This is a genomic window from Actinomadura sp. NPDC048394 (assembly GCF_040651755.1).
In the GTDB taxonomy this organism is placed as follows: Bacteria; Actinomycetota; Actinomycetes; order Streptosporangiales; family Streptosporangiaceae; genus Spirillospora; species Spirillospora montaniterrae.
Genome location: NZ_JBEZJL010000065.1, coordinates 36,286 through 61,137, shown reverse-complemented (window position 1 = coordinate 61,137; position 24,852 = coordinate 36,286). Strand labels below are relative to the sequence as shown.

Here is a 24,852-nt window from a genome sequence, read left to right as displayed (position 1 = left end):
TCCTTACGGGGCCTGGCGGTCGGCGGGGTGCCGTTCCGCGCGGGGGGGTCCCGCGCGCGGGACGCCCCTGGACCGTTCCCTCTTCAGAGCCGCTGCGAGGACGCCACCGTCCATCCGCCGCCCGAGCGCCGCAGCAGCAGGCGATGGAACGAGATCGGGTCCTTGTCGGTGCACGCGCCCTTGCAGTCGCCGACGGCGACGAGCGCGGTCAGCCCCTGCGGCCCGTCGCCCGCGCGCACACCCAGCTCCACCGGCGTCCCCGACGCGACGGCCGGATCCCGGTAGACGGCGCCGAGAGCCCCGCGCGCCTGCGCGCCCGGCCACGGGAGGCCCGAGGTGTCGGCGCGCTGCGACCCCGCCTTGAGCGTGTAAAGGGTGTCGAGGAGCCACCGGTTGCCCTGCCTGACCATCGTCGCGCGCATCGGGTCCGCCAGCAGCCGCGGCGAGGCGTCCTCGGCGCGCACCGTCCGCTTGACGAGCGACAGCACGGTGACCCGGTCGGACGCCGCGCCGACGACCGCCGAGTCGACGACGTCGGTGGTCACCGACCCCTTCTTGTCCTGGAGCTCCTTGCGGTAGCCGCTGGCGGCGAGCTGCCGGTCGTAGTCGGCGCCGTAGCGCGGCGTCGACGCGGCGTGCGCCGCCGCCACGTTCCGGTCGAGCGAGGCGTGGTCGAAGGACAGCACCGACTCGACCGCCTGCGCGGCCGGCGCGATCGCCGCAGCCGCCGCCGCGGGCGGGGCCGCCTGGTCGGTGGACGCCTTGGCGGGCGCGTCCGGCGAACCGTTCGCCAGCACGGCCCAGGCCGTCCCGCCGCCCGCGAGGACGACGAGGGGCACCGCCACGAGCGCCACGCGGCGGCCGATGCGGCGCGGCGGGCGCGGGACCGTGTCCGGCGTCGGCGGCTCCGGCCCCGTCCCCGCCGTCGCGAACCGGGCCGGCGGGGACGGCGTGCGCCGGTCCCCCGCGAGCTGCGCGCCGGTGGTCAAGGCGCCCCCGTCCCGCGGCAGGGGCGGGACGTCGCGGCCGATCAGGTCGAGCAGCACCTGCTGCGCCTCGGGACGCCGCGCCGGGTCCTTGGCCAGGCAGGCGGCGACGGCGCCGCGCAGCGTCGCGGGCAGGGGCGACAGGTCCGGCTCGTGGTGCAGGATCCGGTTGAACACCGCGGAGATCGAGTCGTTGCCGAACGGATGCCGGCCGGTCGCCGCGAACAGCATCGTCGCCGCCCAGGTGAACATGTCGACGCCGGTGCCGAGCTCGGCGTCGGTCACCTGCTCCGGCGCCATGTACGACGGCGTCCCGACGACGCCGCTGCCCCGCGCCGCCGCCGCGCCGATCACCCGCGCGATGCCGAAGTCGATGACGCGCGGGCCGTCCGGCCCCATCAGCACGTTCGACGGTTTGAAGTCGCGGTGCAGGATCCCCGCCCGGTGGATCGCCGCGAGCGCGGTGACCGTGCCGATCGCGAGCCGGTCCAGGTCCGTGCCGGTGCGCGGGCCGCGCTCGTTGACCAGCCCGGTCAGCGACGGGCCCGGCACGTACTCGCTGACGACGTACGGCGTCTCGGCGGACACGTCGGCGTCCACGACCTGCGCCGTGCAGAACCCGGCGACCCGCTCGATCAGCTTCAGCTCCCGCTCGAACCGCGCCCGCCACTCGGGGCTGCGGCTCAGCTGGGCGCGCAGCAGCTTGATGGCGCCGTACATGCCGTCGTCGCGGCGGCCCAGGTAGACGACGCTCTGCCCGCCCTCGCCGAGCCGGCCGAGCAGCTCGTAGCGCCCCAGCCGCCCCGGGTCGTCCGGCCGCAGTGGGGCAACGGGCGTCATCGGCTCTCCTCCGTCGCGTGGACCCGCCACGGGAACACCTACCCGCGCGGGCACCGTCCGGCCCTTACCTTCCGGTATCACGTTAGACGTCGGTGATCGTCCGTGTGTTCTCGATTCCGGTGCGTCGCGGCCTTTTCGTCCGCGCCGGCCTTGAAGCGAGCAGGGCGCCCCACCCCAGAACGTCCCGCCCGCATCGAGACCGGCGCGGGGGAAGTGAGAGCGGGCCGCCGGCGCCGTGCCACGCCGGCGGCCCGCCCGCGGGCCCGCGTACGCCTACGCGAGCGCCCAGCGGACCTGGGTGCGCACACCCGGGTCCGGGTCGGTGAGGGATTCGGTGAGCGCCGTGACCACCTCGGGACGGTCCCCCGCCCACTGCTCCAGGGCCTGCACGGCGGCGCGCCGCACGTCGACGATCCGGTCGCCGAGGGAGCGGACGAGCGGCTGGACGGCGACCTCGGCGCGGGCCCGGCCGAGCGCCCGCACGGCGCGGCGCCGCACCTGCCAGCTGGCGTGCGCGGTGGAGGTGACGACGCGTCCCTCCAGCCGCTCGGGGACGCCCAGCTCCGCCGCCGCGTCGAGCGCGGCCATCCGGACGACGGGGTCGTGGTCGGCGAGCAGGTGCTCCAGCGCGGCGAGCGCGGCCGCCCCGGACAGCCGGGCGAGGCCCTCGGCGACGGCGACCCGCACCTCGCGGGACGGGTCGTCGGCCGCGTCGGCGACCTCGGGCACGGCGCCGAGCGCGACGAGCCCGAGCACGGCCTGGGTGCGGACCTGCGGCTCGTCGTCCTGCAGGCCCTGCGCGTAGAGCTCCCCGGCGCCGCGGGACAGGATCGCGAGCAGTTCGGCGGCGGTGTCGCGGACGAGCCGGTCGCGGCCGCGGGACGCGGCGAGCCGCAGCGCGCCGATGCCGTCCTCGCCGATGTACAGCTCGGGCAGCCGGCGCAGCGCGTGGGCGGCGCGGCCGCGGACGTCGCGGTCCTCGTCGGCGAGCGCCCAGGCGAGGGTGTCGCCGGCGCCGCGCGGCGCGTCGCCGGCGCGGACGGCGGCGGTGAGCGCGGTGACGGCGGCGGCGCGGGTGGCGGGGTCGGACGCGCGGAGGGACTCCTCCACGTCGTCGAGCCGGGTGATCGTCATGGTGTGGCCTCCTGGAAGCCGTCGGTCCTGGACGGGCCGGGCGGGCGCCGGGCCCCGGGCGGGATCAGCGACGGGAACACAGGGCGCTGGCCACACGCCGCAGGTCGACGTGCAGCCGGGCGATGAGGGCCACGTTCGGGGTCACGCGTCCATCCTGACGGCGGGCGCGCGCAAAGTCAACTTAATAGGTAGGAATTACGTTTTTTCCAGGAAGCCGGCGCGGTCCTCGTCCAGCAGCGACGCCAGCACGGTCGCCAGCCCCGGATGACCCGACAGGTCCGGATCGGCCTCGACCAGCGACGTCGCCTCGTCGCGGGCGTCGCGGATGACGTCCTCGTCGCGCTGCAGCGTGAGCAGCCGCAGGCTCGACGCGCGGCCCGCCTGCGCGGCGCCCAGCACGTCGCCCTCCCGCCGCTGCTCCAGGTCGAGCCGCGACAGCCGGAACCCGTCGGTCGTCGACGCCACCGCGTCCAGCCGCTCGCGCGCCTTGCTCCCCGGCTCGGCGTCCGTCACCAGCAGGCACAGCCCGTGCAGCGACCCGCGCCCGACCCGGCCGCGCAGCTGGTGCAGCTGCGACACCCCGAACCGGTCCGCGTCCATGATCACCATCACGGTCGCGTTCGGCACGTCCACGCCGACCTCGATGACCGTGGTCGCGAGCAGCACGTCCAGCTCCCGTGCCGCGAAGCGGCGCATCACCGCGTCCTTCTCGTCCGGGTGGAGCTTGCCGTGCAGCACCCCGATCCGCAGCCCGGACAGCAGCTCCTCCAGCTGCGGCAGCAGCTCCATGATGCCGAGCGGCGACCGCCGGCCCTCCTCGTCGGCGGCGACGGCGTCGCCCTCGTCGCCCTCCTTCTCCCCGATCCGCGGGCACACGATGTAGACCTGCCGGCCCTGCGCGGCCTCCTCCCGGATCCGCTCCCACGTCCGCGCGAGGAAGTTCGGCCGCTCGGGCGGCACCACATGCGTCTGGATCTCCGAGCGCCCCGCGGGCAACTGCCCCAGGACCGACGTCTCCAAGTCGCCGAACACCGTCATCGCCACCGTCCGCGGGATCGGCGTCGCCGTCATCACCAGCACGTGCGGACGGCCGCCGTCGACCTTCTCGCGCAGCGCGTCCCGCTGCTCCACGCCGAACCGGTGCTGCTCGTCCACCACCACGAGCCCCAGGTCGGCGAACTGCACGGTCTCCTGCAGCAGCGCGTGCGTGCCGACGACGATCCCGGCCGTGCCGGACGCCGCGTCCAGCAGCGCCGCCTTGCGCGCCTTCGCCCCCTGCGACCCGGTGAGCAGCGCCACCCGCGTCGCGTGCTCGGCGCCGCCGATCTGCCCGGCCTGGGCCAGGTCGCCGAGCATCCCGGTGATCGACCGGTAGTGCTGCTGCGCGAGCACCTCGGTCGGCGCGAGCAGCGCCGCCTGCCCGCCCCCGTCCACCACCTGCAACATCGCCCGCAACGCGACCACCGTTTTGCCGGCGCCGACGTCGCCTTGGAGGAGGCGGTGCATGGGGTGTTCGAGGGCCAGGTCGGCGGCGATCTCGTCGCCGACCTCGCGCTGGCCCTTGGTCAGCTCGAACGGCAGGCGCGCGTCGAACTCGGCGAGGGCGCCGCCGAACGACGGCGGGCGCGGCTTCGCGGGGAGCGCGGCGGCCGCGAGCCGGCGTTGCGCCAGCGCGACCTGGACGACGAACGCCTCGTCCCACTTCAGGCGGTTGCGGGCGCGGGTCAGCTCGTCCCAGGACTTCGGCCGGTGGATGCCCTCGTACGCCTCGCGGAGGCCGATGAGGTTGCGGCGGCGCAGCAGCGCCTCCGGCATCGGGTCGGCGGGCAGGTCGAGCTGGTCGAGGACCATCCCGACGGACTTGCCGATCGTCTCGATGTCCAGGCCCTTGGTCGACGGGTAGATCGGGATGATCTCGTCCGCCCACTCCTGCGCGGCCTGCTCGGCGGTCCGCTCCGCGACCACCTTGTACTGCGGATGCGTGAGCTGCCGCTGGACGTTCCCGCTGCGCGGCCGGTAGGTGCTGATCTTGCCGGCGAACAGGCCGCGGGTGCCGGGCGACAGGTCCTTCTCGGGGCGGTAGGAGCCCTTGCGGCCGAAGAAGCTCAGCTTCAGCTGGCCGGTGCCGTCGGTGACGGTGATCTCCAGGACGTAGCCGGGGCTGCGGGTCAGCGAGCGGCCCTGCACCTTCACGACCTCCGCCATGACGGTGACGTGCTCGCCGTCGAGCAGCTCGTTCAGCGGCGTCAGCTCGCCCCGGGTGGCGTAGCGGCGCGGATAGTGGTGCAGCAGGTCGCCGGCCGTGTGCAGGTCGAGGCCCTTCTCCAGCACCTTGGCCGTCTTGTCGCCGAGAACCTTGCGCAACGGCTCGTCGAGATTCGCCACGGACTCCTTTCTAGCCCATGGCGGGGACACGAATCACTCGACTCCGATGAGCAGCGGGTAGCGGCGCTGCGCCCCGTCGTAGAGGCAGACCTCCACATCGGGACGGCCGGCGCGCAGGTGCTCCTCCAGTCCCTCGGCCAGCCCGGGCGGGGCGTTGCGCCCGGCGATCAGGGTGACGAGCTCGCCGCCGCCCGACAGCATCCGGTCCAGGACGCGCCGGGCGACCTCCGCTATGTCGGCGCCGATCGTCGCGACGTCGCCCTCGATCAGGCCGAGGACGTCGCCGGGACGGCACAGGCCGACGCTCGTCACCGCCTCCTCCGCGGCCACCTCCAGGTGCCCGAACCGGGTGGCGCCGGCGGCGCGGGTCATCGCGATGACGTCGTCGCCGAACCGGCGCAGCGGGTCGTGCACCGCGAGCGCCGCGAGCCCCTGCACGGACGCCTTCGCCGGGACCACCGCGATGCGCGCTCCGCCATCCCGCGCGCGCTCTGCGGCGGCCTCGGCGAGCGCGAGGACCTCCGGTTCGTTCGGCAGCACCACCACCTCGTCACCGGCCGCGAGGATCGCGTCCGCCAGCAACGCCAGCGGCGGCACCGCGCCGGGCTCGCGCCGGACGACCCGGGCGCCCGCCGCCTCGAACAGCGCGGCGAGCCCGTCGGCGGCGGTCACCGCGACCACGGCGCGGCCCGCGTGCGGCGCGTGCGGCTCACCCGCGGACGCGGCGTGCAGGTAGGTGACGCGGATGCGGTGCGGGCGCCCGGCGGCGAGGCCCGCCTCGATCGCGGCGCCCGCGTCGTCGACGTGCACGTGGACGTTCCACAGGCCGTCGCCGCCGACCACGACGAGGGAGTCGCCTAGGCCGTCGAGCCTCTCCCGCAACCGGTGGACGGCCTCGTCCGGCGCGTCCAGCAGGTACATGACCTCGTAACCGGGGCCCTGGGGCTCGGGGCGCTCGCCGGGTGGCGGCGCCGTCCCGGCGGTCCGCGCCGGGACCTCGTAGTGCTCCGGGTACTCGTCGGTGATCACGGCGGCGAGCGCGTCGAGCACCACGCACAGCCCGGCGGCGCCCGCGTCCACCACGCCGCTGCGGGCCAGCACGTCGAGCTGCCCGGTCGTGCGGCGCAGCGCCCGGCGCGCCCCGTCCGCCGCCGCGCGGGCCGTCCCGTCGACGCCCGTAGCGGACGCCTCCGACGCCGCCGACGCCGCCTCGCCCAGCACGCTCAGGATCGTGCCCTCGACGGGATGCTCGACCGCCGCCCTGGCCAGCACGGACGCGTGCTCCAGCGCCTCGGCGAGCGCCGCGCCGCCCTGCTCCGCCGGGGAGCCGAGCACGTCGGCCATGCCGCGGAGGACCTGGCTGAGGATCACTCCGGAGTTGCCCCGGGCGCCCAGCAGCGCGGCCTGCGCGACGGCCCGCCACGCGTCCGCCTCGCCCGCGCCGGACGGCAGGGCGTCCGCCGCGTCCGCCGCCGCGAGGACGGTGAGGTGCAGGTTCGTGCCGGTGTCGCCGTCCGGGACGGGGAAGACGTTCAGCGCGTCGATCTCCCCGCGGGTGCGGCCGAGGGCGTCCGCCGCGAGCCTGCACCACCGGCGCACCGCCGCCGCATCAAGGACCATCGGGTCATCTTGCAGTGCCGTCCCCGCCGGGCGCCAGAGCCTTGACCGCGGCTTCGATTCGCTTAGTCATGGGCCGTTCGGCTAGTCTGATCCGTGCGCCTCGTCCGAGGCGCGATCAGTGAGCGCCCACGATGCCCGGCCCCGCCCGCGGCGGCGACGGGCGGCGCTCCGGTAGAGCATCGACACCACTTGGAGTTTCCCGTGGCTTCCGTCTGCGACGTCTGCGGCAAGGGACCCGGTTTCGGCATGCGCGTCTCCCACTCGCACCGCCGCACCCCGCGCCGCTGGAACCCCAACATCCAGCGCGTGCGCGCCGTCGTGAACGGCAGCACCAAGCGGATCAACGCCTGCACCTCCTGCATCAAGGCCGGCAAGATCGTCAAGCCGACCGTCTGACCGCAGGTAGCACGCCTGAGCCGGTTCATCGGGGTTGCCCGGTGAACCGGCTTTCGCATGCCCGGGCCCGTTCAGATCAGCAGCGCCCGGCCGTCACGCGAGCGCGTGACCTGACCGGTGGAGGCGAAGCCGGAGGCGAGCCTCCACCGGGAAGATCGCGAAGCGATGCCGCGCTCGCCCAAGCCCGGTCGAGGGGCGAGCCGCCAGGCGAGCCCCTCGGGCCGGGATTGCAGTCAACACAGCCGGGATTGCAGTGAACGCTGCCAGCCGTGGTCGACGGGGCCGATGCCGGTGCCGAGCGGGAAGCCCGCGGCGATCGCGCCCGTGACGTACTCCTTGGCCTTGCCGACCGCCGCGGGGACATCGTCGCCGAGCGCGAGGCGGGAGGCGATCGCGGACGCGAGGGTGCAGCCCGTGCCGTGGGTGTGCCGGTTGTCGTGCCGCGGCGCGGTGAAGCGGTGCTCGTGCTCGCCGTCGAACAGCAGGTCGGCGGGCTCGCCGGGGAGATGGCCGCCCTTGATCAGCACCCAGCGGGGGCCGAGCGCCTTGACCGCCTCGGCGGCCTCGCGCAGGCCCGTCTCGTCCACCACCTTGACGCCGGTGAGCTGCTCGACCTCGTAGAGGTTCGGGGTGACGACGGTCGCGGCGGGCAGCAGCGCGGAGCGGACGGCGTCGACGGCGTCGGGAGCCAGCAGCGAGTCGCCGTGCTTGGAGACACCGACGGGGTCCACGACGGACGGGGCGTCCGACGCGGCGAGCGCCTCGGCGACGGTCTCGACCAGCACGGTCGACGCGAGCATCCCGGTCTTGATCGCGTGCACGCCGATGTCGGAGAGGACGGAGTCGAGCTGGGCGCGGACGGCCTCGGCGGGCAGCTCCCAGTAGCCCTGGACGCCGAGGGAGTTCTGCGCGGTGACGGCGGCGATGACGCTCATCCCGTGCACGCCGAGCGCGAGCATGGTCTTCAGGTCCGCCTGGATGCCGGCGCCGCCGCCGGAGTCCGAGCCCGCGATGGTGAGCACGAGCGGCGGGGCCTGGCGGGGCGCGGACGCGTTCTGCTGCATGACGTCCACTTTATGGCGATCTATCGCGCGGTGCGGCTCGCGGTCCGGGAGCTCAGAGGATGGCGCAGGCCAGCTTGTTCATGATGCAGTAGGTCGGCTTGCGCGGCGTGCCGTTCGCGGTGAAGACGAACTGGGCGGAGCCGCCGGGCGCGAGACCCGTGCGGCCGCGGACGTAGGCGAGCTGGCCGGTCCTCACGACGATCGCGCCGCTGACCGCGCGCACCGTCACGTTCGGGATCTTGAAGGCGAGCGCCCACCGGGAGACCGTCTTCTGCCCCCGGTTGGTGACGGTGCCGGTGGCCCGGAACGCGGTGCTCGTGCGGGAGACGACGTGGAAGGCGAGGACGAGCCCGTCGGGGCGGGTCGCGCGGCTGGCGCGGTTGCCCGGCCCGCGCTGGGAGACCTGGCTGTCGCGGGGGTTGTTGACCGGGTTCTTGGGGGCGCCGCCGCCGGCGAAGTTGAGGGAGATCTGCTGGGTGCTCAGCGCGTACGCGACGACGCCGACGGCGATGACGAGCGCGACGATCGGCAGCATCGGGACGGGGAGCGCGGACACGAGCCGGGCGACCCGGGCCCGCGTCGAAGGCGGGGAGGCCGGGGCGGTCGCGGAGTCCGCCGAGTGCGGCTGCGCGGAGCCGTCGGCACCGGATCCCGGCGGGGGCGCGGGCGGCGACGGGAAGGCGGCCGGGGCGCCGGGGAAGCGGTCGTCGTGGCCCGCCATGGCGGCGGGGAGGTCGCCCGGGTAGTCGCCGGGATAGGGCTCGAAGCGGTGCGGTTCCGGGGGGCCGTGCTGGCGCTGCGCGGCGGGCGGCGGACCGGCGGGGGAAGCGTGCGAGGAGGCGGGAGGGTGGGGCTCGTACGAGAAGAACACCTGGTCGTCGGTCGGGCCCGAGAAGGCCTCGAAGGACGGTCCGGGAGGGGCTCCGAGGAACGAACCCGCGTGCGCCGGATCGTCCGGCGCGGGCTCGTCATCGGGTTGCTCGCGCTTGGTGTGTCGTCCCATCCCATTCCTCTTCGATCACAGGATGTATACCAAACCAGTACCAAACATGCCTACCGGATGAGGAAAGCGCACCCGGTCGGCACCCGGTGTCAACCGGGCGTTCACCCCCGGAAGTGGTCCCATCCGGCGGCGTCCGGGACGCGCCCGTCGACGCGCACCCCGGCACCCCTTCCTACGGTTCCGATCACCGTCCAGGACGGGGGCGGCGGGGAATCCGGCGGGAAGGTCCCGGCGAAGCCGTGGTCCTCGCCGCCGGTGAGCACGTGCCGCAGCCCGTCCGGGCCGAGGGCCTCCGGGACGACCAGTGTCGCGGAGTCGACGTCGATCCGCACCCCGCTCGCGTCGGCGAGGTGCCCGAGGTCCTGGACGAGGCCGTCGCTGACGTCGAGCAGCGCGGTCGCGCCCGCGCCCCGCGCCTCGGCGCCCGCCTCGTACGGCGGCTCGGGGCGGCGGTGCGCGGCGATCAGTTCGGCGGGCCCGTCGCGTCCCTCGGCGAGCAGCGCCAGCCCGGCGGAGGCGTGGCCGAGGCGGCCGCGGACCGCGACGAGGTCGCCGGGACGCGCGCCGGACCGGGTGAGCGGCGCGCCGCCGCCGAGGTCGCCGAGCGCGGTGACGGCGAGCGTGACCTCGGGCGCGCCGACGACGTCGCCGCCCGCGACGGACGCCCCGGCGCGGCGGCACTCGTCGGCGAGCCCGTCGTAGAGCCGCTCGGCCCAGGCGGCGTCGGTGGACGGCGGCGCCGCGAACCCGACGAGCAGCGCGGTCGGGCGGGCGCCCATCGCGACGACGTCGGCGAGGTTCTGCGCGGCAGCCTTGCGTCCGATGTCGTAGGGGCCGGACCAGTCGCGGCGGAAGTGCCGGCCCTCGACGAGCAGGTCGGTGGTGGCGACGACCCGGCCGTCGGGCGCGGCGATGACCGCGGCGTCGTCGCCGGGGCCGAGCCGGACGTCGGGTCCCTGCGGGAGCCGCCGCGTCAGCCGGCCGATCAGCCCGAACTCGCCCAGCTCCCCGATGGTGCCCATCCGCCCCGTTCCCGCCCTCTCGCCGCCCGGCGGCCGTGTCCCGCCGGCCGCGTCCGGGCCCGTGCGCGCGCTGTGCGCCCCCCGGACGCCCGCCGCGCCGCGTAACACGATACGGTGACCGTCCGACGGCTAATTCTCCGCCCGGGGAGGACGTGATGGTGCAGGCCTACATCCTCATCCAGACCGAAGTGGGCAAGGCGGCCGAGGTCGCGGGGCACATCTCCGGCGTTCCCGGCGTGACCCTGGCGGAGGACGTCACGGGGCCCTACGACGTGATCGTCCGAGCGGAGGCGCGGAATGTGGACGAGCTGGGCAAGCTCGTCGTCGCGCAGATCCAGACGGTCGAGGGCATCACGCGCACCCTCACCTGCCCCATTGTCCACATCTAGGATCCGGTTCCGCTGGGCGCCGGTCCTGCTGGCCCCGCTGATGCTGCTGCCCGCGGCATGCGGGGACGGGGCGGTCGAGGTCCCCGTCCCGCATCCGGACGCGGCGACGCAGCGGCTCTGCGAGGGGCTGCGGCTGCCCGCGAAGGTGCACGGCCAGTCGTTGCGCGACACCAAACCGGACTCGCAGCTGACGGCGGCGTGGGGGTCGCCGGCGATCGCGCTGCGCTGCGGCGTGCCGATCCCGGCCGCGCTGCGGCAGACGTCGGAGCTGGTGGACATCAACGGGATCAGCTGGTTCGGGCAGCCGGTGGACCGCCCGGTGACGTGGACGGCGGTGGGCCGGCAGGCGTACGTCGAGGTGACGGTCCCGGCGAAGTACCGGCCGGCCGGGGACGTGCTGATCGAGCTGACCCCGGCGATCAAGGCGACGATCCCGGCGAAGCCGGAGGGCCAGATCTAGCGGGCGCCGGGCCGTCCCCCGGCGGGCAGGATGAGCCGCGCCATCTCGGCGAGCCGGTCGGCCATGCGGGTGTAGGAGGTGTAGCCCATGCCGGCGTGCAGGAGCGCGCCGGAGTAGGCGAGTTCCAGCGCGCCGAGGACCGCCGGGTCGTCGTGGTCGCCGAGCGCGTCGCGGAGCCGGGTGCGGATCGCGGCGCCGATGCGGGCGCGCAGCTCCCGGACGTCGGGGTCGGTGCCGAGCATGGCGGTGGTGCACGCCGCGGCGAGCTCCGGCTCGTCGGAGACCAGCAGCGCGATCTCGCGGAGCACCCGCTCGACGCGTCCGGTGACGTCCCGGTCGCCGCCGGTCTCGGCGGGCCCGCCGGGCTCGACGGGCGGGAGCGCGCTGAGCCGCCGCCAGAACACCTCGGTGATCAGGTGGTTCTTGGAGGCGAAGTAGGTGTAGGCGGTGGCCGGCGCGACGCCCGCGCGGCGGGCGACGTTGCGGACGGTCAGCCCCTCGTAGCCGGTGTCGCGGACCTCCTCGACGGCGGCGTCGGTGAGCCGCCGCACCGTATCGGCCTGCCGCGGCGTCAGGCGGCGGCGCGTGGGCTCGGTCGACACTTCTCCGGACACATGTCCAGACATTAGTTCAACGCCCGCCGCACCGGCAACTCGTTAACTCTCCGTTATCACGGGTAACAGTCCGCTGTCCGGAGCGCCGCGTTTTGCGGGACCACGGCGATCCGGCACCACAGCGATCCGGCACCACAGCGAACGGCCGACGCGCCTGGGAAGGGAACCCGATGCGCACTCTCCTGGTCCATCCCAGCGGACTGATGTACTCGGAGATCTTCCTGCGGCTTGAACCGCTCGGCGTCGAGCGGGTCGCCGCCGCGCTGCGCGCCGCCGGCCACGAGGTGCGGCTGCTGGACCTGCAGGTGTTCACCCACGAGGACCTGCGCCGCGAACTGCAGGCGTTCCGGCCGGAGGCCGTGGGGTTCGGGGTGAACTACCTGGCCAACGTGCCGGAGATGATCGACCTCGCCAAGGAGGTCAAGCGCCGGCTGCCGGGGTGCTTCGTGTTCGCCGGCGGGCACAGCGTCTCGTTCATCGCGGCGCACGTCCTCGACCAGGCGAACGGGGCGCTGGACGCGGTGCTGCGCGGCGAGGGCGAGGTGGCGGCGCCGCTGCTGCTGGAGGCCGCGCGCGACGGCGGCCTCGGCGAGGTGCCGGGCGCCGTGACCGCAGACGGCACCTGCAAGAAGGTGCCGCTGCTGCTCGACAGCCTCGACGCGCCCCGTCCGGCCCGCGACCTGACGCGGCGCCGCCACAAGTACTTCATCGGCGTCCTGGACCCGGCCGCGTCCATCGAGTTCACCCGCGGCTGCCCGTGGGACTGCTCGTTCTGCAGCGCGTGGACATTCTACGGCCGCACGTACCGGAAGGTGTCGCCGGAGGCGGCGGCGGAGGAGATCGCCTCGATCCGCGAGCCCGGCCTGTTCATCGTGGACGACGTCGCGTTCATCAAGCCGGAGCACGGCGACGCGATCGCCGCCGAGGTGGAGCGGCGCGGCATCCGCAAGGAGTACTACCTGGAGACCCGCGCGGACGTGCTGCTGCGCCATCCCGAGGTCTTCGAGCGGTGGCGGCGGCTCGGCCTGAACTACATGTTCCTCGGCATGGAGGCGCTCGACGAGGAGGGCCTCGACCGATACCGCAAGCGGACAAGCCCCGACACCAACATCAAGGCGCTGGAGCTCGCCCGCAAGATGGGCCTCACCGTGGCCATCAACCTGATCGTGGACCCGGCCTGGGACGCCCGCCAGTTCACGCTCGTCCGCGAGTGGGCGCTGTCGGTGCCCGAGATCGTCAACCTCACCGTGATGACGCCCTATCCCGGCACGGAGATCTGGCATACCGAGTCCCGCAAGCTGACGACGCGCGACTACCGCCTCTTCGACATCCAGCACGCGGTCGTGCCGACGAACCTGCCGCTGTACGAGTTCTACCGCGAGCTGGTGAAGACCCAGTCGGTGATGAACCGCAAGCATCTCGGCGTCGCGGCTGCGGCGCAGACGCTCGGCATCATGGGCCGCCACCTGTGGCACGGGCAGACGAACTTCGCCAGGTCGATCTGGAAGTTCCGGTCCGTCTACAACGCCGACCGGCAGTACGGCGACCATCTGCGGAAGGTCCGCTACGAGCTGCCGGTTCCGGATCACCGCTCCGTCGGGCCCGCCGGCCGCAAGGAGCTCTACATCCACGAGCGCCAGCGCTAACCGCGGCCCGGGGACTCCGGGTGGGGCGGGTGGGATTCGAACCCACTCAGACATTGCACCTGTTTTACAGACAGGCCCGACTCTCCCGCGTCGGCGCCGCCCCGTGTGCGGGCCCGCGGCCCGCTTCGTACCTCCGGAGGGATTCGAACCCCCAGCACACGGCACCTCATGCCGCTGTCTCTACCGTTGGACTACGGAGGCGTGCGTGCGGCTCCCGGGATTCGAACCCGGAACGTCCACCATCTGAGGATGGCCCCTCTGCCTGTTGGGGTAGAGCCGCAGGTCTGTGCGAGGCGTCGCTCGCGGCGGCTCGGCCAGGGGGCCTCTAGGAGAGGGGATACCGGCCGGGGCGGGCGTGCGACGCCTTGGGCAGTCGAAGTCGTAGCTGCTCCATCGCCATGGCCGGTCCTCCTTCCGAGGTCTCGTGTCACCGTCTTCGACGGGCTGACGTGCTCTACGGTGCCATCGGCACCGGAGGGCCCGCAACGCATTTATCGCGGGGCCGCTCCCCTGGGCCGTCAGCCGCTGGACGTGTCGTCCGGCAGCGACCAGCCGAGCAGGACGAGCAGCCAGAACGCGACCATGAGCCAGCCGAGCGAGATCCCGGTGATCGCGAAGCCGAGGCCGCGCTGCCCCGAGCGCCGCACCCGCGCCCACGCGATGTGCCCGGCGACGATCGCCGGGATGGACGTCAGGCCGCAGGAGATCAGCCCGACGAGCCCGCAGGTCAGCGCGTAGATGGAGGCGTGGTTGTAGGACGGCTTGGCGTACGGGTTCGGGCGCGGGCCGGCGGCGGGCGCCTGCGTCGGCGGGCCGTAGGCGCCGGGCGCGGTGCCCTGCGGGTACGGCGCCGGTCGCGCGGCGACCGCATCGGCGTACTTCTGCCACGACTCGGCCTCGGCGGTGCGTCCCTGCATGCTCAGCAGCACCGCGAGGTTGCGCATCGCGGACGGGTCGCCCGCCTGGGCGGCCTGCCGGTATTGGCGCTCGACGAGCGCGTCGGCCTCGCCCGCCGCGAGTGCCGGGGAGGGCGCGGGCCCGGGCGGCGGAGCCGGGGCGTGCGACGGAGGCGGTGTCGGACCCTGCGCGGGCGGCGGTGTGGACGCGTGTGCCGGGTGCGGCGCGGGGGCGTGCGCCGGTGGCGGCGCCGCGGAGAGGCCGCCGTGCCGTGCGGGCGGCGGGCCGCTCTCGGTGGCGGCGTGCCTCGGCGCCCCGGCCGGTGACATGCCGGTCCGCGACATGCCCGTCCTCGACATACCCGTCCGCGAGAGGCCGGCGGGCGGCGCGCCGGCCGGCGCCTGCCGCGGGGCGCCGCCCGAGATCAGCCGGTCCAGGAGCGCCTGCGCGGACGGGCGCCGTGCCGGGTCCTTCGCCAGCGCGGCCTCGACCGCGCCGAGCAGCGTCCCGTGCAGCCCGCTCAGGTCGGGCTCCCCGCTGACGATCTGGTGGATGATCGCCGGGAGCGAGTCGCCGCCGAAGCAGGGGCCGCCGCGCGCCGCGAACGCCACGGTCGCGCCCCAGGCGAACACGTCGGACGCGGGGGTCGCGCCGCGCCCGTCGAGCTGCTCGGGCGCCATGAACGCGGGCGTGCCGACGATGCCGCCGGTCGCGGTGAGGCGCGTCCCGTCCACCGACCGGGCGATGCCGAAGTCGATGACGCGCGGGCCGAACGTGGACAGCAGCACGTTCGCCGGCTTGAGGTCGCGGTGCACGACGCCCGCGTCGTGGATCGCGGTCAGCGCCGTCGCGATGCCGACCGCGACGGCCTCCAGGTCGGCGCCGCGCAGCGGGCCGTCCTTCGCGACGGAGTCGTCGAGGCTCGGTCCGTTGACGAACTCGGTGACCAGGTACGGCGGGTCGGCCGCCGGGTCGGCGTCGAGCACCGGCGCGGTGCAGAACGGGCGGACGCGCTGCGCGGCCGCGACCTCCGCCTGGAACCGCGCCCGGTACTGCCGGTCGGCGGCGTACTCGCGGCGGATCACCTTGATGGCGACCTTGCGGCCGGTCTCGTCCAGCCCGACGTAGACCGTCCCCATCCCGCCCTCGCCGAGCCGGTCCGCCACCCGGTAGGGGCCGATGCGATCCGGCAGGTCGGCTGGCGGCACGGCACGTTCTCCTCAGGACGGGACCAGATCCCCCAAGCCTGGCACATCCGGGCGCCGGGCGTGGTCTCCGCCGTGTCACAGGTCGAGGGTGACGCGCCCTCCGGTGGCGCGGGAGACGCAGACCAGCATGGAGTCGTCGCCCTGGTCGGACGGGGCGCGGTCGTCCACGTCGCCGGCGAGGACGGCGGTCCGGCAGGTGCCGCAGAAGCCCTGGCGGCAGGAGTAGGCCACGTCCGGCAGCACGTCCCTGACGACGTCGAGGGCGGACCGGTCGGCGGGCACCGTCAGGGTGCGGCCGCTGCGCCGCAGCTCCACCTCGAACGGCTTCCCGCCGGCGATGGGCGGCGGCGCGAAGCGCTCGTAGTGCAGGGTCGCGTTCAGGCCGACGGACGTGCGGACGGCGTCGATCATCGGCGCGGGGCCGCAGCAGTACACGGCGGTCCCGTCGGGGACGTCGCCGAGCAGGCCCGCGGCGGACGGCACGCCGTGCTCGTCGTCGGTGCGGACGGTCACGCGTCCGGCGGGCAGCTCGTCCAGGAACGGCAGGGACGCGCGGGTCCGGCCGGTGTAGACCAGGCGCCAGTCCGCGCCGAACCGGTCGGCGGCGGTCACCATCGGCAGGATCGGCGTGATGCCGATGCCGCCGGCGAGGAACACGTACCGGTCGTGCGCGAGGAACGGGAACGCGTTGCGCGGCCCCTGCACGGCGACCTCGTCGCCTTCCCGCAGCTCGTGCATCTCGACGGACCCGCCGCCCCCGTCGGGCAGGCGGCGGACGGCGATCCGGTAGGCGCGCCGGTCGGCGGGGTCGCCGCACAGCGAGTACTGGCGGCGGCGCCCGGACGGGAGCAGCACGTCGAGGTGGCCGCCGGGCTGCCAGGCGGGCAGGACGCGCCCGTCAGGGGCGCCGAGCCGCAGGCTGACCACGTCGTCGGCCTCGCCGCGCACCTCCTGGACGGTCAGGCGCAGCGTCCGGTCGACGGGCCGGACGGCGGGCGGCGCGGGGGCTCGCAGCGAGCGGAACCGCTGGATGCCGTTGAACGCGGCGTTCACCGCGACCCAGAACGGGTCGCGCTCGCGGCGTCCCCGCAGGTCGGGCGGGATCATCGCAGCGCCGCCCGGGCCGCCGGGGACGCGGCCAGGTAGGCGAGGGCCTGGCTGGTGGACCCCTCGTTCAGCGGGCTGTAGGAGCGCTTGAGGTAGCGCGCCACCGAGGCGCCGACCATCCGCCCGGAGGGGGTGAGGCCCGCCGGGCCGGTGCGGCGCAGGTGTCGCATCCCGCCCTTGATCCGGCCACGGACGATCGGGTCGCGGGCCATGAGGAAGCGGTGCCCGCGGTGCCACAGCGCCCCGAGCATGGTGATCGTCTCGCCCATCGCGCGGAGCCGGGCCGCGTACGAGCCGTCGAGGTGCATGAACAGGTCGTGCGCGACGTGCCGGTGCTCGACCTCCTCGGCGCCGTGCCAGCGCAGCAGGTCCAGCATCATCGGGTCCGCGCCCGCCTCGTCCAGCGCCTTCGCGTTCAGGATCCAGTCGCCGAGGACGCCGGTGAAGTGCTCGATCGCGGCGATCAGCGCGATCCGCTCGAACAGCCAGGCGCGCTTGCGGTCGCCGGTCAGGCCGCGGTCGCCGAGCAGGTCCTCGAAGACGAACTCGACCTGCCGGACGAACGGCCGCACGTCCAGGCCCTGCTCGACGAAGTGGTCGAGGACGGCGTCGTGGGACGCGGCGTGCATGGCCTCCTGGCCGATGAAGCCGAGGACGTCCTCGCGGAGCCGGTCGTCGCGGATGTACGGGACGGCCTCCTTGAAGACCTTGACGAACCACTCCTCGCCGGCCGGCAGCAGCATGTGCAGGACGTTGATGAGGTGGGTGGCCACCGGGTCGCGGGGGATCCAGTGCAGCGGGACGTCCGACCAGTCGAACCGGACGTCGCGCGCCTGCAGGACGATGTTCTCCGGCTCCGGGGGCCGCCGTACGGGCGGCTGCTGGACCGACATGGGCTTCCCTCCGGCGCGCCGACGGGTTATTGACGAGACGTCCAGTAAATTACCGGCGGTTCCGGCGCCCAACAATGGCACGCTCCGGTGAGCATCGTCACCCCGCGGTGTCGCCGGCGAGCGCGAGGACCGGGACGACCAGCAGCAACGAGCACGCCGCCGCGGCGAACGCACCCGCCGCGCCGGCGTGGTAGACCGGCAGCCACACCAGCGGCGCGACCGCTCCCCCGCCGAACCGGAACGCCGACACGGCCGACAGCGCCCCGCCCCGGTTCCGCGGCACCGCCCGCATCGTGAGGCTCTGCAGCGCGACCGTCATCATCGACGCCCCCGCGCCCGCCAGCGTCCACCACAGGGCGAGCGCGCCCACGGACCCGGACGACCCCACCACCGCGACGAACACCCCGGTCACCACCGCCGCGACACCGCCGCACAGCCGCGCCCCTGCCCGCTCGGCGACGCGTCCCCAGACCGCGCCGAGCACCAGCCCCGCCACTCCGAACCCGAGCAGTGCGACGCCGGTGAGGTCCGCACTGACGTGCAGCTTCTCCCGCGCGTACAGCGCCACGAGGAACGGCAGCGCGGACGCGCCGAGATACGACAGGAACGAGGCCGCCGACAGCAGGCCCATCCGCCGGCTCAGCAGCGGCCGCCAGGGCGGCGCCGCCGCGGCCGGGCGCGGCTCCCCCGGCGGCGGCGCGAACGCCAGCAGCACCGCCGCCCCCGCCACCACGACGAATCCGAGCCGCCACGACGACGCCGCGGCGAGCCCGCCGACCAGCGGCGCGAACGACTGCCCGGCCGCCTGGCAGCTGGAGTACACCCCGACGGCCCGGCCGAGGTGGTCGCGCGGCACGATGTCGCCGAGCCCGGCGAGCAGCAGCGGCGAGGTGAACGCGTTGGCCGCCCCGAGCGCGGCCCGCGCCCCGAGGAACGGTCCCAGCGCCGGCGCGAGCGCGCACACCAGCGAGCCCGCCGCGTACACGAGGTAGGCGATCCGGACCGTCCGGCGGCGCCCCCAGCGCTCCCCCAGCGTCCCGGACACGAGCTGGACCAGCGCGAACGGCACGAAGTAGGCGGTGAGCGACGCGGCCGCGGCGCCCGCCGAGGCGTGCACGGACCGGCCGATCTCCGGGAGCATCGGCGAGACGACCCCGCCGCCGAGCGGGCCGAGCAGCGCGCCGCCGTAGACGGCCCCGACCTTGATCCGCTGCAGCACCACCGCTCCCCGGCGCTCACCCTAGATCATTTCGTCCCGGCATCGGGGCCCGCGTCCCGGAATCTTCGCCATGCGGCTGATGCGGCCGATGCGGAGTTCGCGGGGATCCGCCCTTGCGCCGCGGGCCGTCCTGAACTGTAGTCTGGACACCTGTCCAGAACCAGGGGCCGGACGGCCGCGCGCGGAGGGGACTGTGAGCATGAGGTTCGAGGGAAAGGTCGCGGTGGTCACCGGTGCGGCCCAGGGCATCGGCGAGGCGTACGCGCGAGGGCTCGCGGCGGAGGGCGCGTCCGTCGTGGTCGCGGACGTCGACGAGCGCGGCCAGGCCGTCGCCGACGACATCAAGGGACTGTTCGTGAAGACGGACGTGTCCGACCCGGCGTCCACCGAGGCCATGGCCGCCGCCGCGGTGGAGCGGTTCGGCGGCATCGACCACCTGGTGAACAACGCGGCCATCTTCGGGACGATGAAGCTGGACTTCCTGTTCACCGTCGACTGGGACTACTACAAGAAGTTCATGTCGGTGAACATGGACGGCGCGCTGCTCTGCGCGCGCGCCTGCTACCCCCACATGCAGGCGCGCGGCGGCGGGTCGATCGTGAACCAGTCGTCCACGGCCGCATGGCAGTACTCCGGCTTCTACGGGCTCGCGAAGGTCGCGATCAACGGGCTGACGCAGCAGCTCGCGCACGAGCTCGGCAGCATGGGCATCCGCGTGAACGCGATCGCGCCGGGCCCGACCGACACCGAGGCGAACCGCAAGGTCGTCCCGGGCAACATGTCGCAGAAGATCGTCGACCAGAAGATGGCGCTCAAGCGGATGGGCACGCCCGAGGACATGGTCGGCGCCTGCCTGTTCCTGCTGTCGGACGAGGCGGCGTGGATCACCGGCCAGATCCTCAACGTCGACGGCGGCGAGGTCTTCCGCGCCTAGCGACGCGGCCGCGGCCCGGCAGCGGCCGGCGCGGCCCAGAAGGCGCGGGCGCGGGCGGGCGCGGTCCGGAGAGACGGCGGGCCGCGCCCGCAGCTAGGCGCTCCGCGGGGACGGGGCGGGCATCAGCATCGGGGCGGTCACGCGGAACCGCTCGACGCCGCGCCGGGTCAGGTTGATCCGCAGGTCGATCCAGCCGGCCAGCCCCGCGGTCCGGCAGTCGAGGGCGCCGCGCGGCGGGAAGTGCAGGTCGCCGACCGACAGTTTGGCGCCGTGCACGTGCACCGGCAGCAGGATCCGGGACCCGGCGGTCAGCGGCGCGATCGCGCAGCCGCCGATCTCCCGGCCGCGGGCCTCGCTGCGCACCGCCTCCGCCGCCACGCGCGCGCGGGCCGCCGGATGGACGCCGCCGAGCAGCATCCGTCCCCCGTCGTCCTCGGGCGCCGGCCGCACCGCCCGCGGCGCGCACCCGATGATGCCGGGATGCCCGGACGCGGAGTACACCCCGTCGGCGCGGCCCACGCCGAGGACGTCCACCACGATCACGTCGCCGGGCTCCGCGCCCACGACCACGAGCGGGCCGCACAGCACCGCGTCCTCACCCGGCTCGCGGGCGGCGCACTCCATCCGGACGGTCCCGCCGGTGATCACCTCGGCGACGCCGGGGATGGCGGGATGCCAGCGGTCGTGCCCGGGCACCGGCCGCGCCCTCCCCTCCGACGGGAACGGAGGGGTCGGGGCGGGCGGAACGGGTGAGAGCGTCAAGGCGGGCGTCCTTCCGGAACGGCGACGGGAACGGTCCCGATCCTGTCCCGGACGCGTTTCGGCCGGATTTCACCGCCGCGAAGGACACGTCAAACCGCCATCACCGGGAACCGGGACGGCCGCGCCCGCGTCCAAGGCCAATGCGTGCTCGCACGATCGCACCGGTCGCGGCGGCGGCGCTGCTGGCCGGATGCGCCGGCTCCCCCGGTTCCCCCGCCCACCGGAACGACTCCCCCGTGCGGCTCGTGGCCTACGACGGCTGCGGCCCGCTCCTGGACGGCCTGCGCGAGGCGACCGCCGCGCGCGTCGGCCCCTACGGGCTGGGCGACGCCGTCCCGCTGATGCGCGGAGGCGCGCTGCCGAAGGCGGAAGGCGCCGTACCGGACGGGACGACGCGGAACGCCCAGCTGGCCGCCCCGCAGCATTCCGCCACCAACTCCCACGAACCCGGCGCCGACGAGCCCGACACCGTCAAGACCGACGGCCGCCGGATCGTCGCGCTCGCCCGCGGCCGCCTCCAGGTCCTCGACGCGGCGTCCCGCAAGGTCGTGCACACCGTGAACCCGCCCGCCAAGACCGCGTGGACGGGCAACGCGCAGCTCCTGCTCAGCGGCGACCGCGTGCTCGTCCTGTCCGAGCGGCTGCCGATCCGCCCCCTGCTGCGCGGCGCGGAGCCCGGCATCGTGCCCGGTGGCGCACTCTCCCCGCAGACCGACCTCACGCTGGTCGACCTGGCCGGAACCCCGAAGATCGTCGGAACGATGACGTCCGGCACCGGGTACGTCGACGCCCGGCAGACCGGGTCGGTGGCGCGGGTCGTGGTCCGCTCCACGCCCGACATCGACTTCCCGATGCCGAAGGACCCGGCGGGTTCCCACGACGACGCCGTCCGCCGCAACCAGGAGAGGGTGCGGAAGGCGCCGCTCGACGCGTGGCTGCCCGCCTTCACGGTGAACGCCGGCGGCGGCCCGGCACGGACGTTCCGGACGCCGTGCGACCAGGTCAGCCGCCCCGCCTCGTACACCGGCACGTCGATGCTGACCGTCCTCACGGTCGACCTCGCGCGCGGGCTCGGCGACCCGTCCCCCATCGCGGTCGCCGCCGACGGCACCACCGTCTACGGCAACGGGTCCAGCCTCTACGTGACGGGCGCTCCGCCAGGGCCCCTGCCCGGCACGCGTTCGGCGGCGCCGTTCCAGGAGTCCACGGACGTGTACAAGTTCGACGTCAGGGGCGGCGCGCGCCCCCGGTACGTCGCCTCGGGCGCGGTGCCGGGCCGGCTCCCCGACCAGTACTCGCTGTCGGAGTACGGCGGCGACCTGCGCCTCGCGACCACCTCCGCGGGCACGAAGCCGGACGGGTCCGGGTCGCAGAGCTCGGTGGTCGTCCTCGCCCAGCACGGCGCGCGCCTCGACCCGGTCGGCCGCGTCGGCGGCCTCGGCAAGGGCGAGCGGCTGTACGCCGTCCGGTTCCTCGGGACGATGGCCTACGCCGTCACGTTCCGGCAGATCGACCCGCTGTACGCGATCGATCTGAAGGATCCGAGCCGTCCGCGCGTCACCGGCACGCTGAAGATCAGCGGCTACTCGGCGTACCTGCATCCCCTGGCGGACGGGCGGCTCCTCGGCATCGGCCAGGACGCCACGAGCGCGGGACGTCCCGAAGGCCTCCAGGTCTCGCTGTTCGACGTCGCCGGCACGCCGCGCCGCGTCGGCGTCCACCGGCTGCCCGGCGCGACGTCCGCGAGCGAGTTCGAGCCGCACGCGTTCCTGTACTGGGCGCCGTCCGGGCTCGCGGTCGTCCCGGTGACGTCCCGGGACGGCGGGCCCGGCGAGGCGCTCGCCCTGAAGATCGACGGGACCGGGATACGCGAGGCCGGGACGATCCGCCACCCCGCCGGCGCGCTCGGCGGCGCCGTCACCCGGTCCGTCATGGTCGGGAACACGCTGTGGACGTTCTCCGACGACGGCGCACGCGCGACCGACGCGACCGGCGCCACCGCCCTGCGCGGCGGCGCCTGGATCCCCTTCACCGGGGCGTGACGGCGCCCGGCCGCGGGGTCAGCGGAGCCCGGTGGAGCGCCGCAGCGCGGTCTGGATCAGCCGGTCGACGAGCGACGGGTAGTCCAGCCCCGTCGCGGCCCACATCTGCGGGAACGCCGACGCCGGCGTGAACCCCGGCATCGTGTTGATCTCGTTGAGGATCCAGCGGCCGTCCGGGGTGTGGAAGAAGTCGACCCGGGCGAGGCCCTCGCAGTCCAGCGCCTCGAACGCCTGCCCCGCGATCGCCCGGACCTCCTCGATCGCCTCCGCGGGCAGGTCCGGCGGGATCGCCATCCGGGTGCCGCCGTCGAGGTACTTGGTCTCGAAGTCGTAGAAGTCGTGGTCGCCGGCCATCTGCACCTCGGCGGGCAGGCTCGCCTCCGGCGGGCCGTCGTCCAGGCCCTGCAGCACGCCGCACTCGATCTCGCGGCCCTCGATCGCCGCCTCCACGATCACCTTCGGGTCGTGCTCGCGGGCCGTCTCGACCGCGGCCTCCAGGTCCGCCTCGTCGGCGACCCGGGTGATGCCCATGCTGGACCCGGCGCGGGCCGGCTTGACGAACACCGCCCGCCCGGCGGCGAGCCCCAGCTGCTCCTTGACCTCGTCGAGCTTGCGCTTGCGCTCGCGGCGCCACTCCCGGTCGCCGATCAGCACGTACGGGCCGACCGGCAGCCCGCGCGCCTGCCAGACGAGCTTCATGAACCCCTTGTCCATGCCGACCGCGCTGGCCAGCACCCCGGCGCCGACGTACCGGACGCCCGCGAGGTCGAGCAGCCCCTGGATGGTGCCGTCCTCGCCGTACGGCCCGTGCAGCAGCGGCAGCACGACGTCGACCTCGCCGAGCGTGGCGGGGACCTTCCCCGGCTCGACGACCATCAGCCCGCGGCTGTCCGGGTCGAACGGCAGCGCGAGGGCGCTGCCGCCGCCGGACACCTCGGGCAGCCGGCCGTCCTCGATCGCGAGCCGCTGGTCCTCGGGCGCGAGCACCCAGCGGCCGTCGCGGGCGATGCCGATCGGCAGCACGTCGTAGCGGTCCCGGTCGATCGCGGCCATGACGGCGCCCGCGGTGACGCAGGAGATCGCGTGCTCGGAGCTGCGCCCGCCGAACACCACGGCCACGCGAATCTTGGAAACCTGGGACATGATTCCCGACCCTACCGGTGATCAGTACGGTGCGGCCACGAACGATCCGGGCGCGCCCCGGGCACCGGACGCGACGTCGCGTCGTCCACGGGTCACACTCCGTACCGTTCCGGCTTCGGTGAACGGGAGATCAGCGAGATCGCCGCCTCCGTGATCGGCGTGCCGTGGTACAGCACCGAGACGACCGCCTCGGTGATCGGCATCTCCACGTTGTGCTTGCGGGCCAGCTCCAGCACCGCCTCCGAGGACTTCACGCCCTCGGCGGTCTGCTTGGTGACGGCGACGACCTGCTCCAGCGTCATCCCGCGGCCGAGGTTCTCGCCGAACGTCCGGTTCCGCGCGAGCGGCGACATGCAGGACGCGGTGAGGTCGCCCATCCCGGCGAGCCCGGCGAAGGTGTGCTCGTCGGCGCCGAGCGCGATCCCGAGCCGGGTGATCTCGGCGAGCCCGCGGGTCATCAGCACCGCCTGGGTGTTGGACCCGAACCCGAGCCCGACCGACATCCCGACGCACAGCGCGACGACGTTCTTGATCGCGCCGCCCAGTTCCACGCCGATCACGTCCGTCGAGGTGTAGACGCGGAAGTAGGGGGTCATGGTGGCGGCCTGCAGCCCCACCGCGGCCTGCTCGTCCACGCACGCGGCGACCGCGGCGCTCGGCTCGCCGGTCGCGATCTCCCGCGCCACGTTCGGCCCGCTGAACACCGCGACCCGCTCCTCCGGGACGTCGGCGACCTCCCGGATCACCTCCGACATCCGCCGGGTCGTGCCGAGCTCCACGCCCTTCATCAGGCTGACCAGGACGGCGCCGGACGGCAGCAGCGGCACCCAGCTCGCGAGGTTGCCGCGCAGGCTCTGCGCCGGGACGGCCAGCGCCACGAAGTCGGCGCCGTCCAGGGCCTCGGCGGGGTCGAGGGTCGCCCGGATCCCCGCGGGCAGCGCGACGCCCGGCAGGTAGTCGGCGTTCTCGTGCCGCTCGTTGATCGTCTCGACGAGCTCGGGCCGGCGGCCCCACAGGGTGACCTCGCCGCCCGCGTCGTGCAGCAGCTTGGCGAACGTGGTCCCCCAGGAGCCGGCTCCCATCACCGC

Annotated in this window: 22 protein-coding genes and 3 tRNA genes; 6 read left to right on the top strand and 19 right to left on the bottom strand. The window is 74.6% G+C overall.

Going from position 1 to position 24,852, the window contains the following annotated elements:
- Positions 1-83: 83 nt before the first annotated feature.
- The 5 genes from AB0C78_RS36770 to AB0C78_RS36750 all read right to left on the bottom strand — a co-directional run bounded on the left by AB0C78_RS36770 (position 84) and on the right by AB0C78_RS36750 (position 6,965).
- A complete protein-coding gene (locus AB0C78_RS36770) occupies positions 84-1,826 on the bottom strand; it encodes a serine/threonine-protein kinase (RefSeq protein ID WP_360757300.1) in 1,743 nt (580 codons plus the stop codon).
- A gap of 273 nt (positions 1,827-2,099) precedes the next feature.
- Positions 2,100-2,960, bottom strand: a complete 861-nt coding sequence (locus AB0C78_RS36765) for a HEAT repeat domain-containing protein (RefSeq protein WP_360757298.1) — start codon at positions 2,958-2,960, stop codon at positions 2,100-2,102.
- Positions 2,961-3,024: 64 nt separating this feature from the next.
- On the bottom strand, positions 3,025-3,093 hold the full coding sequence (locus AB0C78_RS36760) for a putative leader peptide (protein WP_353070652.1): 69 nt from the start codon (positions 3,091-3,093) through the stop codon (positions 3,025-3,027).
- Between the two features lie 62 nt (positions 3,094-3,155).
- The gene (gene recG, locus AB0C78_RS36755) at positions 3,156-5,345 is read right to left on the bottom strand and encodes an ATP-dependent DNA helicase RecG (RefSeq protein WP_360757296.1); all 2,190 of its coding nucleotides are present in this window, start codon (positions 5,343-5,345) and stop codon (positions 3,156-3,158) included.
- Positions 5,346-5,378: 33 nt separating this feature from the next.
- Positions 5,379-6,965 carry a DAK2 domain-containing protein gene (locus tag AB0C78_RS36750; RefSeq protein WP_360757294.1) on the bottom strand — a complete coding sequence of 529 codons (1,587 nt, stop codon included), beginning with the start codon at positions 6,963-6,965 and terminating at the stop codon, positions 5,379-5,381.
- A gap of 201 nt (positions 6,966-7,166) precedes the next feature.
- Here AB0C78_RS36750 and rpmB point away from each other — a divergent pair, with 201 nt between their 5' ends.
- Positions 7,167-7,361 carry a 50S ribosomal protein L28 gene (rpmB, locus tag AB0C78_RS36745; RefSeq protein ID WP_067632165.1) on the top strand — a complete coding sequence of 65 codons (195 nt, stop codon included), beginning with the start codon at positions 7,167-7,169 and terminating at the stop codon, positions 7,359-7,361.
- A 233-nt stretch (positions 7,362-7,594) separates the two neighbouring features.
- On the opposite strand, the gene thiD is transcribed toward rpmB, so the two are convergent.
- The 3 genes from thiD to AB0C78_RS36730 form a co-directional block, all read right to left on the bottom strand.
- Positions 7,595-8,425 carry a bifunctional hydroxymethylpyrimidine kinase/phosphomethylpyrimidine kinase gene (thiD, locus tag AB0C78_RS36740; RefSeq protein WP_360757292.1) on the bottom strand — a complete coding sequence of 277 codons (831 nt, stop codon included), beginning with the start codon at positions 8,423-8,425 and terminating at the stop codon, positions 7,595-7,597.
- Between the two features lie 52 nt (positions 8,426-8,477).
- On the bottom strand, positions 8,478-9,428 hold the full coding sequence (locus AB0C78_RS36735) for a cellulose binding domain-containing protein (RefSeq protein ID WP_360757289.1): 951 nt from the start codon (positions 9,426-9,428) through the stop codon (positions 8,478-8,480).
- Positions 9,429-9,529: 101 nt separating this feature from the next.
- Entirely contained in the window at positions 9,530-10,450 is a 921-nt protein-coding gene (locus tag AB0C78_RS36730; protein ID WP_360757287.1) for a thiamine-phosphate kinase, read from the bottom strand.
- A 155-nt stretch (positions 10,451-10,605) separates the two neighbouring features.
- Here AB0C78_RS36730 and AB0C78_RS36725 point away from each other — a divergent pair, with 155 nt between their 5' ends.
- Positions 10,606-10,839: an Lrp/AsnC ligand binding domain-containing protein gene (locus AB0C78_RS36725; RefSeq protein ID WP_151542521.1), complete on the top strand. Its 234-nt coding sequence runs from the start codon at positions 10,606-10,608 to the stop codon at positions 10,837-10,839.
- Positions 10,826-11,299 carry a DUF3515 domain-containing protein gene (locus tag AB0C78_RS36720; protein ID WP_360757285.1) on the top strand — a complete coding sequence of 158 codons (474 nt, stop codon included), beginning with the start codon at positions 10,826-10,828 and terminating at the stop codon, positions 11,297-11,299. Before AB0C78_RS36725 ends, AB0C78_RS36720 begins: the two co-directional genes overlap by 14 nt.
- Here AB0C78_RS36720 and AB0C78_RS36715 read toward each other — a convergent pair.
- Positions 11,296-11,913, bottom strand: coding sequence for a helix-turn-helix domain-containing protein (locus tag AB0C78_RS36715; protein WP_360757282.1), 618 nt, complete (start codon positions 11,911-11,913; stop codon positions 11,296-11,298). The genes AB0C78_RS36720 and AB0C78_RS36715 overlap by 4 nt on opposite strands.
- Positions 11,914-12,083: 170 nt before the next feature.
- On the opposite strand from AB0C78_RS36715, the gene hpnR reads away from it, so the two are divergent.
- On the top strand, positions 12,084-13,559 hold the full coding sequence (gene hpnR / locus AB0C78_RS36710; protein WP_360757279.1) for a hopanoid C-3 methylase HpnR: 1,476 nt from the start codon (positions 12,084-12,086) through the stop codon (positions 13,557-13,559).
- Positions 13,560-13,580: 21 nt separating this feature from the next.
- Here the strand turns inward: hpnR and AB0C78_RS36705 are convergent.
- From AB0C78_RS36705 to AB0C78_RS36675, 7 genes are all read right to left on the bottom strand, one after another.
- Positions 13,581-13,662 (bottom strand) — tRNA-Tyr (locus AB0C78_RS36705).
- A gap of 25 nt (positions 13,663-13,687) precedes the next feature.
- Positions 13,688-13,760 (bottom strand) — tRNA-Leu (locus AB0C78_RS36700).
- 5 nt (positions 13,761-13,765) lie between these two features.
- Positions 13,766-13,839: transfer RNA gene (locus AB0C78_RS36695), tRNA-Leu, on the bottom strand.
- Positions 13,840-14,077: 238 nt separating this feature from the next.
- Positions 14,078-15,664: a protein kinase gene (locus AB0C78_RS36690; RefSeq protein WP_360757277.1), complete on the bottom strand. Its 1,587-nt coding sequence runs from the start codon at positions 15,662-15,664 to the stop codon at positions 14,078-14,080.
- Between the two features lie 75 nt (positions 15,665-15,739).
- Positions 15,740-16,771 (bottom strand): PDR/VanB family oxidoreductase, encoded by a 1,032-nt coding sequence (locus AB0C78_RS36685; protein ID WP_360757274.1) that lies wholly within the window; start codon positions 16,769-16,771, stop codon positions 15,740-15,742.
- Entirely contained in the window at positions 16,768-17,664 is an 897-nt protein-coding gene (locus AB0C78_RS36680) for a metal-dependent hydrolase (RefSeq protein ID WP_151542526.1), read from the bottom strand. Before AB0C78_RS36680 ends, AB0C78_RS36685 begins: the two co-directional genes overlap by 4 nt.
- 97 nt (positions 17,665-17,761) lie before the next feature.
- Positions 17,762-18,883 carry an MFS transporter gene (locus AB0C78_RS36675; protein ID WP_360757271.1) on the bottom strand — a complete coding sequence of 374 codons (1,122 nt, stop codon included), beginning with the start codon at positions 18,881-18,883 and terminating at the stop codon, positions 17,762-17,764.
- A gap of 199 nt (positions 18,884-19,082) precedes the next feature.
- On the opposite strand from AB0C78_RS36675, the gene AB0C78_RS36670 reads away from it, so the two are divergent.
- Positions 19,083-19,817 (top strand): SDR family oxidoreductase, encoded by a 735-nt coding sequence (locus tag AB0C78_RS36670; protein WP_360757269.1) that lies wholly within the window; start codon positions 19,083-19,085, stop codon positions 19,815-19,817.
- A 93-nt stretch (positions 19,818-19,910) separates the two neighbouring features.
- On the opposite strand, the gene AB0C78_RS36665 is transcribed toward AB0C78_RS36670, so the two are convergent.
- Entirely contained in the window at positions 19,911-20,513 is a 603-nt protein-coding gene (locus tag AB0C78_RS36665) for an acetamidase/formamidase family protein (RefSeq protein ID WP_360757267.1), read from the bottom strand.
- Between the two features lie 206 nt (positions 20,514-20,719).
- On the opposite strand from AB0C78_RS36665, the gene AB0C78_RS36660 reads away from it, so the two are divergent.
- Positions 20,720-22,621, top strand: a complete 1,902-nt coding sequence (locus tag AB0C78_RS36660) for a beta-propeller domain-containing protein (protein WP_360757264.1) — start codon at positions 20,720-20,722, stop codon at positions 22,619-22,621.
- A gap of 18 nt (positions 22,622-22,639) precedes the next feature.
- Here the strand turns inward: AB0C78_RS36660 and AB0C78_RS36655 are convergent, their stop codons facing one another.
- A complete protein-coding gene (locus AB0C78_RS36655; RefSeq protein WP_151542531.1) occupies positions 22,640-23,764 on the bottom strand; it encodes a D-alanine--D-alanine ligase family protein in 1,125 nt (374 codons plus the stop codon).
- A gap of 92 nt (positions 23,765-23,856) precedes the next feature.
- Positions 23,857-24,846, bottom strand: coding sequence for an NAD(P)H-dependent glycerol-3-phosphate dehydrogenase (locus AB0C78_RS36650; RefSeq protein WP_360757302.1), 990 nt, complete (start codon positions 24,844-24,846; stop codon positions 23,857-23,859).
- Positions 24,847-24,852 lie beyond the last annotated feature (6 nt).

What these genes read in the sequence shown, in the direction of transcription:
- AB0C78_RS36655 (WP_151542531.1), bottom strand. Translation starts at nt 23,764, where the DNA reads ATGTCCCAGGTTTCCAAGATTCGCGTGGCCGTGGTGTTCGGCGGGCGC.
- AB0C78_RS36670 (WP_360757269.1), top strand. Translation starts at nt 19,083, where the DNA reads ATGAGGTTCGAGGGAAAGGTCGCGGTGGTCACCGGTGCGGCCCAGGGC.
- AB0C78_RS36730 (WP_360757287.1), bottom strand. Translation starts at nt 10,450, where the DNA reads ATGGGCACCATCGGGGAGCTGGGCGAGTTCGGGCTGATCGGCCGGCTG.
- AB0C78_RS36680 (WP_151542526.1), bottom strand. Translation starts at nt 17,664, where the DNA reads ATGTCGGTCCAGCAGCCGCCCGTACGGCGGCCCCCGGAGCCGGAGAAC.
- hpnR (WP_360757279.1), top strand. Translation starts at nt 12,084, where the DNA reads ATGCGCACTCTCCTGGTCCATCCCAGCGGACTGATGTACTCGGAGATC.
- AB0C78_RS36770 (WP_360757300.1), bottom strand. Translation starts at nt 1,826, where the DNA reads ATGACGCCCGTTGCCCCACTGCGGCCGGACGACCCGGGGCGGCTGGGG.
- AB0C78_RS36685 (WP_360757274.1), bottom strand. Translation starts at nt 16,771, where the DNA reads ATGATCCCGCCCGACCTGCGGGGACGCCGCGAGCGCGACCCGTTCTGG.
- AB0C78_RS36750 (WP_360757294.1), bottom strand. Translation starts at nt 6,965, where the DNA reads ATGGTCCTTGATGCGGCGGCGGTGCGCCGGTGGTGCAGGCTCGCGGCG.
- AB0C78_RS36725 (WP_151542521.1), top strand. Translation starts at nt 10,606, where the DNA reads ATGGTGCAGGCCTACATCCTCATCCAGACCGAAGTGGGCAAGGCGGCC.
- AB0C78_RS36735 (WP_360757289.1), bottom strand. Translation starts at nt 9,428, where the DNA reads ATGGGACGACACACCAAGCGCGAGCAACCCGATGACGAGCCCGCGCCG.
- AB0C78_RS36765 (WP_360757298.1), bottom strand. Translation starts at nt 2,960, where the DNA reads ATGACGATCACCCGGCTCGACGACGTGGAGGAGTCCCTCCGCGCGTCC.
- AB0C78_RS36660 (WP_360757264.1), top strand. Translation starts at nt 20,720, where the DNA reads ATGCGTGCTCGCACGATCGCACCGGTCGCGGCGGCGGCGCTGCTGGCC.
- AB0C78_RS36650 (WP_360757302.1), bottom strand. Translation starts at nt 24,846, where the DNA reads ATGGGAGCCGGCTCCTGGGGGACCACGTTCGCCAAGCTGCTGCACGAC.
- thiD (WP_360757292.1), bottom strand. Translation starts at nt 8,425, where the DNA reads ATGCAGCAGAACGCGTCCGCGCCCCGCCAGGCCCCGCCGCTCGTGCTC.